An 11,585-nucleotide genomic window follows, 5' to 3' on the forward strand; every position below is an offset into this window, starting at 1 on the left:
CGATCTGGCCCCGCCGCGCCGGGACGCCGGTTGCGCGGCCAGTGCCTGCCGCAGCTCGGCCCAGCCGCCCGGCCCGGGCCGGTCCGGCACCACGGCGTAGAGCAGCCCGCCGAGCTCGGTCGCCACCGGGCGGCTGCCGATGCCCTGCGAGATCCGCTCGAGCAGGGCGAGCCGCAGCCCTTCGGCGTCCCGCCCGTCACCGCCGGTGACCTCGATGACGACCACGCGGTGCGGCTCGTCGGACAGGTCCAGCTCCGCCATCGCCTTGCGCGGGTTCGCGTTGCCTTCGAGCACCGCGCGCAGCAGCTCGGCCGACGCCCGGCGCTGCGCGTCGGTGTGCGCGCGGCGCCGCAGCAGGTGCAGCGCGACGACCGGGGCGGCGTCGGCGAAGGCGGCCGCGCGCTCGTCGGAGACCGGCCCGGCGACCACCGCCCACATCGACCCGAGCAGCTCGCCGCCCATCCGGATCGGCACGATCAGCCGCGGCAGCGTGCCGTCGCGCTGGGCCGGGACGAAGATCGTCTGCCGGCCGCGGGACAGCTCGCGGAACACCCCGCGCGACCGGAACCGCGCGAGCACGTCGTCGGGGATGCGCCGGCCCATGATCGTGGCGACGCGCGCGGGGTCGGTCAGGTCCTGGCGCGCGGAGTAGGCGAGCACGCGCGAGTTGGTGTCCTCGATGGTCACCGGCGCGTCGACGACGCTCGCGACGGCGTCGGCCAGCCGGAACAGGTCGCCGGAACCGGGGTCGAGGTCCTCGGACTCGTCGGCGAGGGCGTCGAGGACGGTCCGCAGCAGCCAGACCAGCTGCGCCCACGACGTCGCCGCGTGCACCTGGATCAGCGCGATCCCGCTGGCCTTCGCGGCCCGCTTCACCGCCGGTTTCGCGGCCAGCGGCGGCTTGAGCAGCACGGCGGCGGCGCCCTGCGCGGCGCTCTGCTTCACCAGTTCGGCGGCATCCTCGGGGCCGGTCGTGGCGACCCCGAGCACCAGGTCGCCCGCGGACAGGGTGAGGGCGCCGCCGGGTTCGGCGATGACGACGTCGGCGACCGCGGGCGAGTCTTCGGGCACTTGGAGCGCGTGCAGCAGCGTCGGCCCCACCCGGTCGACCACGCTGCGCACCGAAACCACCCGAGCATTCTCGCCGAGAAACCCGTGGACGGCTCGGTAGGGTCGGTGCGGTGAGTGACGCCCGGCAGGTCGTGGAAAGCGGTTACGACAGGATCGCCCAGCGGTACCTCGAGTGGAGCGCGCGGATCCCGGACGATCCGCGGCGGCGGTTCGCCGCGGAGCTGACCGGCCGTCTCGACGACGGCGCCCCGGTACTCGACCTCGGCTGCGGCGCCGGGGTGCCGAGCACCGCGGCGCTCGCCGAACGGCACGACGTCCTCGGCGTCGACCTCTCCGAGGCACAACTGGCACTGGCGCGGCGGAACGTCCCCGGCGCGCGGTTCCGGCGGGGCGACATGACCGGACTGTCCTTTCCGGACGGCAGTTTCGCGGCCGTGACGGCGTTTTACTCGGTGCTGCACGTGCCGCGCGAAGAGCAGGGCGCGCTCTTCGCGGGGATCGCGGCATGGCTGCGTCCCGGCGGGTGGTTCCTGGCCGCGCTCGGGTGCAGCGAAGCGAACGGTGTCGAGACCTCGTGGCTGGGCGCGCCGATGTTCTTCAGCAGCCATTCCCCGGCGGAGAACCGGCGGCTGCTCGAAGCGGCCGGGTTCACCCTCGACGTGGACGAAACCGTGACGATGCAGGAGCCGGAGGGCCCGGCGACCTTCCACTGGGTGCTCGGCAGGCGCTGAGCGGCGCCTCAGCGGGACAACACCGCCGTCAGCACCCGCCACAGCTCGCCGGCCGGGTCCTCGGCCGGCTCCCGGGACCGCCACGCGACGATCCCGTCGGGACGCACCAGCGAAGCGCCGCCTTCCGAAAGCCCGTAGCGTGCCGCGAAAACGTCGTCCTCGACCACGTGGCAGTCGAGGCGGACGTGCAGCTCCGCCGCGATGTCCGCCGCGGCGGGCTGCCACCGCGTACCGTCGCCCGCGCACAGCAGCACCCACGAATGCCCGAGCAGGTCCACAGTGGACTCCAGTCCCGGCGCCCGGAAGCCGGGCCGTCCGGTCGGCGCCTGGACGTCCTCGACGCGCTCGCCGTCGTCCGGCTCCTCCGCGAGCACCGCCGTCGAGCGGTAGCGGAAGCCGAGCGTGATCGCCAGCTGGTCCTCGGCCTTCGTCAGCCCGGAGACGTCGAGGTCGGGGTGCATGCGCTGCTTCATGTTGTGCAGCGACGTGTCGATGACCATCCGCGCGATCGGCCGCCGCTCGGCTTCGTAGGTGTCGAGCAGCGCCGGGCCCGCTTCGCCGCGCAGCACCGCGGCGAGCTTCCACGCGATGTCCGCGGCGTCGCCGACCGCCGTGTTGCCGCCCATCCCGCCGGTCGGCGGGGTCACCTTCGCCGCGTCGCCGACCAGGAACACGCGCCCGGCGCGGAACCGGTCGGCGAGCCGCGCGGCGACCTCCCACGAGCCGGTCCAGACGATCTCCGGCTCCAAGTCCGGCAGGTCGGTGGCGGCGCGGATCATCGCGACCAGCCGGTCGTGGGTGAAGTCGGCCGGACTTTCGCCACGCTCGGGGAAGTAGTCCGGCGCGAAGACGTACCGGTTCGGCACGTCGGTGTTGACGAACCCGGCGGTGAAGCCCGGGTGCTGCAGGTAGAACAGGTCGGACACTCCTGACTGGACGCGGTCGCCGAGGTCCGCGTCGAACACCACGCCGAGGCAGTGGCTCAGCGCGTCCATCCCGGTGGTCCCGATGCCCAGCCGCTGCCGGATCCCGCTGCGCCCGCCGTCGGCGGCCACGACGTAGTCCGCGCGCACCACGGTTTCCTCGCCGGAATCCCGGTGGCGCAGCGTCGCGGTGACGCCGTCGTCGTCCGGTTCCAGGCCGGTCAGCTCGGTCCGGAACCGCACCCGCGCGCCCGCCTTTTCCGCGTGCGCCAGCAGGATCGGCTCCACGACGTCCTGGCCGGCCATGCCCGCGGGCAGGGTCGTCGACGCCGAGACGTCGAACTCGCTGCCGTCCTGGACGAGCCGGTGCAGCACCCGGCCGGCCAGGCTGGTCGCGACGGTGATCCGCAGCCCCTGCGACGCCCGCGGGCTCGCCGCGAGCACTTCGCGGTCGATTCCCGCCCAATGGAACAACTCCATGGTCCGCCAGCTCTGCCCGGCGGCGCGCGAGTGGACCGACGTCCCCGCGTGCCGCTCGACGGCCAGCACGTCCACCCCGGCCTGCGCCAGGAACAGCGACGCCGACAGTCCGCCCAGCCCGGCCCCCACGACCAGGACCTGCACCCGCTCCGTCACAACTATCTCCCTGTCTGTGAATCTCCCTTGCAGATATCTTAGAGTCAGAGAGACTTGATTGGCAAGGCAAGTTGGCTCCCAGGACGTGGGACGGGTTGGGTAGGCCGTTCGGCCCAAGTAGCTTCGTCCCGGCAGCCCTTCCGCGAACCCCTTGAGCCGCAAGGAGAAAAACCGATGACCGAGACTTCGGCGTGGTCCTTCGAGACCAAGCAGATCCACGCGGGCGCCGCGCCGGACCCGGCCACCGGGGCACGGGCGACGCCGATCTACCAGACGACGTCGTACGTCTTCCGGGACAGCCAGCACGGCGCCGACCTGTTCAGCCTCGCCGAGCCCGGCAACATCTACACGCGGATCATGAACCCCACCCAGGACGTGCTGGAGCAGCGGCTCGCGGCGCTCGAAGGCGGGGTTGCGGCGCTGGCGTTCGCGTCCGGCTCGGCCGCGACCACGGCGGCGATCCTGAACCTCGCGGGCGCGGGCGACCACTTCGTCTCCAGCCCGTCGCTCTACGGCGGCACCTACAACCTCTTCCACTACACGCTGCCGAAGCTCGGCGTCGAGGTCACGTTCATCGAGGACCAGGACGACCTGGAGCAGTGGCGCGCCGCCGTCCGGCCGAACACGAAGCTGTTCTTCGCCGAGACGCTGGCCAACCCGGGCAGCAACGTCCTCGACATCCGCGGCGTCGCCGACGTCGCGCACGAGGCCGGCGTCCCGCTCGTCGTCGACAACACCGTGCCGACGCCGTACCTGCTGCGCCCGATCGAGCACGGCGCCGACGTCGTCGTGCACTCCGCGACGAAGTACCTCGGCGGCCACGGGACCACGGTGGCCGGCGTGCTCGTCGACGGCGGCACGTTCGACTTCGGCCGGAACCCGGACAAGTTCCCGGGCTTCAACGAGCCGGACCCCAGCTACCACGGCCTCAAGTACTGGGAGGCGCTCGGCCCGGGCGCGTACGCGGCGAAGGCGCGCGTCCAGATCCTGCGTGACACCGGCGCGGCGATCTCGCCGCTGAACAGCTTCCTCATCCTGCAGGGCATCGAGACGCTGTCCCTGCGCCTCGAGCGGCACGTCTCGAACGCGCAGGCGCTGGCCGAGTGGCTGGAGCAGCGCGACGAGGTCGAGAAGGTCTACTACGCCGGCCTGCCGTCGAGCCCGCACCACGCCAACGCGCAGAAGTACCTGCCGCGCGGCGCGGGCGCGGTCCTGTCGTTCGACCTGCGTGGCGGCGTGGAGGCGGGCCGGAAGTTCGTCGACGGCACCGAGCTGCACAGCCAGCTGGTGAACATCGGCGACGTCCGCAGCCTGATCGTGCACCCGGCGTCGACCACGCACAGCCAGCTGACCCCGGCGGAGCAGCTCTCCAGCGGCGTCACGCCCGGGCTGGTCCGGCTGGCCGTCGGGCTGGAGGGGATCGAGGACCTCAAGGCCGACCTCGAGGCCGGATTCCGGGCGGCCAAGGCGGAACTGTGACGGTGACCGGCGCCTGGCGGGTCGGTGACCCGCCGGGCCGCCGGAAGTTCGTCACCGGCCCGGGCGCGCTCGCGCTCGAGGCCGGTGGCGTGCTGCCTTCGTTCACGCTCGCCTACGAGACGTGGGGGACGCTGAACTCCGACGCGTCCAACGCGATCCTCGTCGAGCACGCGCTGACGGGGGACAGCCACGCGGCCGGGCCCGCCGGACCGGGGCACCCGAGCGCGGGCTGGTGGGACGGGCTGATCGGGCCGGGCAAGGCGGTGGACACGAACGAGTTCTTCGTCGTGGTCCCGAACGTGCTGGGCGGCTGCCAGGGCTCGACCGGGCCGTCGTCGCTTTCACCCGATGGGCGGCCGTGGGGCAGCCGGTTCCCGGTGGTGACGGTCCGGGACCAGGTGGCGGCCGAGGCGGTGCTGGCGGACGCGCTGGGGGTGGCGCGCTGGGCGGCCGTCATCGGCGGGTCGATGGGCGGGATGCGCGCGCTGGAGTGGGCGGTGACGCTACCCGGACGGGTGGCGTCGGTGCTGGTCCTGGCGTCGACCGCGCGGGCGTCGGCGGAGCAGATCGCCTGGGCCGCACCGCAGCTGCACGCGATCCGCAGCGACCCGTTCTTCCACGGCGGCGACTACTACTCGGCCGTGGACGGGCCGGTTCGCGGGCTCGGCATCGCCCGGCGGATCGCGCACGTCACCTACCGCAGCGAACCGGAGCTGGCCGAGCGGTTCGGCCGTTCGCCGCAGGACGGCGAAGATCCCCTGCGCGGCGGCCGGTTCGCCGTCGAGTCCTATTTGGACCACCACGCGGCCAAGCTGGCCCGCCGCTTCGACGCCAACAGCTACCTGGTGCTGACGGAGTCGATGAACACCCACGACATCGGCCGCGGCCGCGGCGGCGTGGCGGCCGCGCTGGGCCGGGTGACGGCGCGGGCGGTGGTCGCCGGCGTCGACAGCGACCGGCTCTACCCGCTGTACCAGTCGGCGGAGATCGCGGCGGGCATCCCGGGCGCGCCGGAGCCGTCGGTGGTGACGTCGCCGTACGGGCACGACTCGTTCCTCATCGAAACCGGCCAGATCGCGGCCCTGGTGAAGCACCTGCTGGGATAGGGCCCCTAGTCGGAGACGGCCTCGGAGATCCAGGGGGCCACCGGGAGGTCGCGGTCCAGGCACTCCACCGACAGCCGGATGGTCCAGCGCAGCGCCTGCAGGACGAGGCTGTCGACCTCGTCCGGGGCCGCGTTGGCGAGGGCGATCTCGACCTGCTCCTGCGCGGCTTCGGTGTTGCCGTGGACCTCCGCGAGCAGCGTCCGGACCGCGGTCCGCACCGGCGGGTCGGCTTGGTCGATCGAGACCTCTTCGCCGTCCTCGTCGAACACCTGGACCTTCACCGGTGCGCTGCCGCCGTCGCCGAGCGTGGAGACCATCGCGCTGCACTCGCCGAAGAGCAGCAGCATGAGGGCCTTCGTCTCGTCCGCGCGGGCCTGCGGCTCGGCGGCCGACGGGGCGACCTCGCCCAGCGCTTCGGCGTCGTCGCCGAGGCTCAGCGCGGTCAACGCGCGCTGAGCCTTCTCGACGAGCCGCCGCTCCTGCTCGCTCCAATCGGGGTCCACGTGCCCCATCAAACACCACCACGGCGCTCGTGGGGATACCTTGATCCGCCAAGGGTCATCCGGCCGCGCGAAGGGCACCCAGCGCGAGCCGGCAGAGCAGTTCGGCGAGCTCGTCGTCACCGAGATGGCGGTTGTACGGGGTCGAGTTGATCAGTCCGAACACGGCGTGTGCCGCCGACCGGGCCTGCCGTTCTCCCAGGTCCGGCACGGCTTCGCGGATCACCCGCACCCACACCTCGACGTACTGGCGCTGGAGCGCGCGCACCTGCTTGCGGTCGGCGTCGGTGAGGTTGGCGAGGTTGCGCTCTTGAACGGTGATCAACGCCGGGTGCGCGAGCGCGAAATCGACGTGGAAGCGCACCAGGCCGGTCAGCGTGTCGTCGGGCTCGCCCGGCCGGGCGGCCCGCGCCGTGCCGCCGTCGAGCAGGTAGCGGCTGATCGAGTTCAGCATCTCGCCGAGGATCGCGTCCTTGCTGCGGAAGTGCCGGTAGAGCCCCGGCCCGGAGATGCCGACCGCGGCGCCGATGTCGTCGATGCCGACACCGTGGAAGCCGTGGTGGGCGAACAGCTCGGCGGCCGCGGACAGGATCTGTTCGCGCCTGCTCGCCTTCTCGCCGTTCACGAGAGGGGTGGGGTTGGCCGGCATCCGGTCAGTTTAGAGCGGCAGGTTAGCGAGCGCTAACGTCACTGCGCCCCGGCCCTGGCTGCGGTGCGCCGAGGGCACCGCAGCCAGGGACCGGTCACGCGGTGCAGGCCGCCGCGCCCAGCTTGACGGCCGAAGGTGCGCCCGACGGGCCGTTGGCGGTGAAGCCGAGCGACACCGCCGCTCCCGCGCCCAGGGACGGGCTGTAGGTCGGCGCGCTCACGGTCACCGTGGTCCCCGACTGGGTGAAGGTGCCGTTCCAGCCGCTGGCGATGGTGGCCCCGGCGGGCAGGGTGAACACGACCGTCCACGGATTGGCGGCGCTCGCCGCGATGTTGGTGACGGTCAGCGTGCCCTGGAAGCCGCCCTGCCAGGAATTGTCCAGTTTCCACGCCGTCGTGCACCCGCCGGTGCCGCCGCCGCTCGTCGTGGTCGTCGGGGTGGTCGACGTCGGGTCGGGGCCGCCACCGGCGGGCGGGATGAGGTACGGCTGGAGGATGCTCTGCTTCGCCTGGTTGACCGTGGTCCAGTCGTCGTTGAGGATGCCGCCGGTGTCCCCGGAGTTGGGGTTCCACGACCAGTAGGTGAACGAGATGCCGTTGACACCCGTCCCCGTGTAGGCCATCAGCTTTTCCAGCCACACCTTGTCGACCGGGTTCGCCAGCGTGGTGCCGAACTCGCCCATCATCAGCGGCGCGATGTTCTGCTTGTACAGGTAACCCCAGTAGTGGTCCCAGATCGCGGTCAGGTTCGCCGGGTAGTCGGGGGCGCTGAACCAGGGCTGGTTGTAGACCGAGGTGGCGTACTCGTGCGGGGAGTACACCAGCCGGCCGGGCACGGACAGGCGGACCGGGAACTCGCCCGCCTTCGACAGGTTCCCGCCCCACCAGCCGCAGTCCTCGTCGTTGGACGGGTCGCCGTCCCACACGTTCGACAGCCCGCCGCTGGGGCAGCTGACGCCCTCGACGAAGATCAGCCAGTTCGGCTGCACGCCGAGGATCGCGTTCCCGGCGCGTTCGGCGGCGAGCCGCCAGTCGCGGGCGGTGTCGCCGCAGCCCCAGCACGCGCCGGTCGCGGCCGGGTTGGTGCCCTCGGCGTGCGGCTCGTTGTGCAGGTCGGCGCCGATGACCGTGGTGTTGCCCGCGTAGTGCTGGGCGAGCGTCTTCCAATCGTTGATCCAGGTGCTTTCCGGGACGCCGGCGGTGTACCAGAGCGCGGTCTGCCCCGCGCTGGTCGGCCGGTGCCGGTCGAGGATGACGCGCATCCCCTTCTGCCCCGCGTAGCCGATCACCTTGTCGAGGATCTGCAGCGGGGAAAGCCCGACCAGGTCGGGGTTGGTGTAGTCGTTGATCCCGGTGGCCGTGGCGCCGGGTTTCAGCGCGTCGTCGGAGAACGGCACGCGCAAGGTGTTGTAGCCCAGCTGCGCCATCTGGTCGAGCTGCTGGCGCCAGGTGCGGCTGGACCACAGGCCGTGGAAGGTCTTGTTGTCGGTCTCCATCCCGAACCAGTTGATGCCGGTCAGCCGGACCGTCGCCCCCGTGCTGTCCAGGATCTTGTTGCCGCTGGTGTGCAGGTACCCGGTGCCCGTACCGCCGGCCGCCGCCGCGACCTGGCCGGTCGCGCCGAAGGCGACCAGGCTGCTCGCGGTCACCACGGCCGCGGCCAGCAGGCCGAACGCCTTTCTCAGCTGCGTCATCTGCTCTCCTTTGAGCGAAACGTCGTTCTGGGAGCGCTCCCAGACGAGGTTAGCGATCGCGGTCACCGTGTCAAGGGCGGAGGGCGAATCCTGCGCCGCGGGAAACGGCGGCCGACCGGTCGCCGACGTTTCACACTTCCGGTGTGGGCCGAGTGGGTACCTACCGGTAACGAGGGGTTCCTTGCCAGCCTTCCACCTGCTGTCCTATTTGGGTCGGCCCTGTCACAAAGGAGTGACCCATGGCTGTTCCCACCCGTAATTTCCGGCGATCCCTCCTACGGTTGAGCACGGCCCTGGGGGCCGTCGTCCTTGCCACTCTCGGCGTCACGGGCCTCGCCCACGCCGCCGGGACCGTCTACGCCGCGCTCGGCGACTCCTACTCCTCCGGGGTCGGGGCCGGCAGCTACGGCAGTTCCGGGAGCTGTTACCGCAGCTCCAAGGCCTACCCGCAGCTGTGGGCCAACGCCCACAGCGGCACCTCGTTCACGTTCCTCGCCTGCTCGGGGGCGAAGACCGGGGACGTGATCAGCCAGGCGAACTCGATCCCCGCGTCGGCCACGCTCGTCACGGTGACCGTCGGCGGGAACGACGCCGGGTTCAGCGACGTGATCACCACCTGCACCCTGGGCAGTGACTCCGACTGCGTGAACCGGGTCGACACCGCCAAGACGTACGTGAACAACACGCTGCCGGCGCTGCTGACCAACACCTACAACGCGATCAAGGCCAAGGCGCCGGGCGCCCGGCTCGTCGTCCTGTCCTACCCGCGGTTCTACACCGTGCCCGGCTCCTGCTGGGTCGGGTTGAGCGACACCAAGCGCACGGCGATCAACTCGGGCGCCGACGCGCTCGCGTCGGTGATCCAGTCCCGGGCCGGCTCGGCGGGCGCGACCTTCGTCGACGTGCGGCCCTCGTTCGTCGGGCACAACATCTGCTCGTCGGCCGGCGATTACCTGCACAGCCTGACCTGGCCGGTGATCGAGTCCTACCACCCGACCGTCGCCGGGCAGTCGGGCGGCTACTACGCCCCGCTGCAGGCGGCGATCGGCTGAGCCGGATCCGTGCGGGTCACCCCGGTCCGCCGGGGTGACCCTTCCGCACGCCGGCGACTGGACACCCACGTTAGCGGTCGCTAACATCGAGGCAGAGGTTAACGACCGCTAACTTCGAGGGAGCCCATGGACACGCCGGCACTGGGGACTACGGCTGCCCCGGACAGCGAGGCCTACGCCCGCAACGCCACCGCCCACGCGGAGCTGGTGGAAGACCTCCGCAAACGCTTGGCGAGCGCCCGGCTGGGCGGCCCGGAGAAGGCCCGCACCCGGCACGTCGAACGCGGCAAGCTGCTGCCCCGCGACCGCGTCGACACGCTGCTCGACCCGGGTTCGCCGTTCCTCGAGCTGTCCCCGCTGGCGGCGAACGGGCTCTACGACGACGAGGCACCCTCGGCCGGCATCATCACCGGTGTCGGGCGCGTCTCGGGCCGGGAGTGCGTGGTCGTCGCCAACGACGCCACCGTCAAGGGCGGCACCTACTACCCGATGACGGTGAAGAAGCACCTGCGCGCCCAGGAGGTCGCGCTGCACAACAACCTGCCGTGCGTCTACCTGGTGGACTCCGGCGGCGCGTTCCTGCCCCGGCAGGACGAGGTCTTCCCGGATCGTGAACACTTCGGCCGGATCTTCTACAACCAGGCGACGATGTCCGCGCGCGGGATCCCGCAGATCGCCGCCGTGCTCGGCTCCTGCACCGCCGGTGGCGCGTACGTCCCGGCGATGAGCGACGAGGCCGTGATCGTCCGGAACCAGGGCACGATCTTCCTCGGCGGCCCGCCGCTGGTGAAGGCGGCGACCGGCGAGGTCGTGACGGCCGAGGAGCTCGGCGGCGGCGACGTCCACGCCCGCCAGTCCGGCGTCACCGACCACCTGGCCGACGACGACGCCCACGCGCTGCGGATCGTTCGCTCGATCGTGTCGACTTTGGGCCCGCGCGCCCCGCGGCCGTGGGACGTCCTGCCGACCGAGGAGCCCGCGGTGGACCCGGCCGAGCTGTACGGCGTCGTGCCGACCGACCCGCGAGTGCCCTACGACGTACGCGAGGTGATCGCGCGGATCGTCGACGGCAGCCGGTTCGCCGAGTTCAAGAAGGAGTACGGGTCGACGCTGGTCACCGGCTTCGCCCGGATCCACGGCCACCCGGTCGGCATCATCGCGAACAACGGCGTGCTCTTCGCCGAGTCGGCGATGAAGGGCGCGCACTTCATCGAGCTGTGCGACAAGCGCTCGATCCCGCTGCTGTTCCTGCAGAACATCACCGGCTTCATGGTCGGGCGCGCGTACGAGGCCGGCGGCATCGCCAAGCACGGCGCGAAGATGGTCACCGCGGTGGCGTGCGCGCGGGTGCCGAAGCTGACCGTCGTGATCGGCGGCTCGTTCGGGGCGGGCAACTACTCGATGTGCGGCCGGGCGTACTCGCCGCGGTTCCTGTGGATGTGGCCGAACGCGCGGATCTCGGTGATGGGCGGCGAGCAGGCGGCCTCGGTGCTGTCGACGGTCCGCCGCGACTCGATCGAGGCCCGCGGCGGCGAGTGGTCCACTGAGGACGAAGAGGCGTTCAAGGACCCGATCCGCGAGCAGTACGAGGCGCAGGGCAGCCCGTACTACTCCACCGCGCGGCTGTGGGACGACGGCGTCATCGACCCGGCGGACACCCGCACGGTGCTCGGCCTCGCCCTCTCGGCCGCGGCCAACGCGCCGCTGTCCGAGGTCAACTACGGCGTCTTCCGGATGTGAGGGGC

At 71.8% G+C, this 11,585-nt stretch carries 10 protein-coding genes; 5 read left to right on the plus strand and 5 right to left on the minus strand.

Annotated elements, in window-relative coordinates:
* Positions 1 to 1,131 (minus strand): PucR family transcriptional regulator (locus tag IE317_RS21645; protein ID WP_191312832.1); only part of this gene is annotated, 1,131 nt, incomplete at its 3' end.
* 50 nt (positions 1,132 to 1,181) lie between these two features.
* Between IE317_RS21645 and IE317_RS21650 the strand changes: the two genes are divergently transcribed.
* Positions 1,182 to 1,802 carry a class I SAM-dependent methyltransferase gene (locus tag IE317_RS21650; RefSeq protein WP_191312834.1) on the plus strand — a complete coding sequence of 207 codons (621 nt, stop codon included), beginning with the start codon at positions 1,182 to 1,184 and terminating at the stop codon, positions 1,800 to 1,802.
* 8 nt (positions 1,803 to 1,810) lie between these two features.
* Here the strand turns inward: IE317_RS21650 and rdmE are convergent, their stop codons facing one another.
* Positions 1,811 to 3,361, minus strand: a complete 1,551-nt coding sequence (gene rdmE, locus IE317_RS21655; RefSeq protein ID WP_191312836.1) for an aklavinone 12-hydroxylase RdmE — start codon at positions 3,359 to 3,361, stop codon at positions 1,811 to 1,813.
* A 174-nt stretch (positions 3,362 to 3,535) separates the two neighbouring features.
* Here rdmE and IE317_RS21660 point away from each other — a divergent pair, with 174 nt between their 5' ends.
* Together IE317_RS21660 and metX are read left to right on the plus strand one after the other, a co-directional pair.
* Positions 3,536 to 4,840 carry a bifunctional o-acetylhomoserine/o-acetylserine sulfhydrylase gene (locus IE317_RS21660; RefSeq protein ID WP_191312838.1) on the plus strand — a complete coding sequence of 435 codons (1,305 nt, stop codon included), beginning with the start codon at positions 3,536 to 3,538 and terminating at the stop codon, positions 4,838 to 4,840.
* Entirely contained in the window at positions 4,837 to 5,946 is a 1,110-nt protein-coding gene (gene metX / locus IE317_RS21665) for a homoserine O-acetyltransferase MetX (protein ID WP_191312840.1), read from the plus strand. Before IE317_RS21660 ends, metX begins: the two co-directional genes overlap by 4 nt.
* Before the next feature lie 5 nt (positions 5,947 to 5,951).
* Here the strand turns inward: metX and IE317_RS21670 are convergent, their stop codons facing one another.
* From IE317_RS21670 to IE317_RS21680, 3 genes are all read right to left on the minus strand, one after another.
* On the minus strand, positions 5,952 to 6,458 hold the full coding sequence (locus IE317_RS21670) for a hypothetical protein (protein WP_013229665.1): 507 nt from the start codon (positions 6,456 to 6,458) through the stop codon (positions 5,952 to 5,954).
* A 46-nt stretch (positions 6,459 to 6,504) separates the two neighbouring features.
* Positions 6,505 to 7,095 (minus strand): SACE_7040 family transcriptional regulator, encoded by a 591-nt coding sequence (locus tag IE317_RS21675; protein WP_191312841.1) that lies wholly within the window; start codon positions 7,093 to 7,095, stop codon positions 6,505 to 6,507.
* 94 nt (positions 7,096 to 7,189) lie between these two features.
* Positions 7,190 to 8,788, minus strand: coding sequence for a cellulase family glycosylhydrolase (locus IE317_RS21680; protein ID WP_191312843.1), 1,599 nt, complete (start codon positions 8,786 to 8,788; stop codon positions 7,190 to 7,192).
* 281 nt (positions 8,789 to 9,069) lie between these two features.
* Here IE317_RS21680 and IE317_RS21685 point away from each other — a divergent pair, with 281 nt between their 5' ends.
* Both IE317_RS21685 and IE317_RS21690 read left to right on the plus strand, forming a co-directional pair.
* On the plus strand, positions 9,070 to 9,840 hold the full coding sequence (locus tag IE317_RS21685) for an SGNH/GDSL hydrolase family protein (protein ID WP_191312845.1): 771 nt from the start codon (positions 9,070 to 9,072) through the stop codon (positions 9,838 to 9,840).
* 126 nt (positions 9,841 to 9,966) lie between these two features.
* Positions 9,967 to 11,580 carry a carboxyl transferase domain-containing protein gene (locus IE317_RS21690; protein ID WP_191312847.1) on the plus strand — a complete coding sequence of 538 codons (1,614 nt, stop codon included), beginning with the start codon at positions 9,967 to 9,969 and terminating at the stop codon, positions 11,578 to 11,580.
* Positions 11,581 to 11,585: the final 5 nt, after the last annotated feature.

The sequence above is a fragment of the Amycolatopsis bullii genome (genome assembly GCF_014654205.1).
In the GTDB taxonomy this organism is placed as follows: Bacteria; Actinomycetota; Actinomycetes; order Mycobacteriales; family Pseudonocardiaceae; genus Amycolatopsis; species Amycolatopsis plumensis.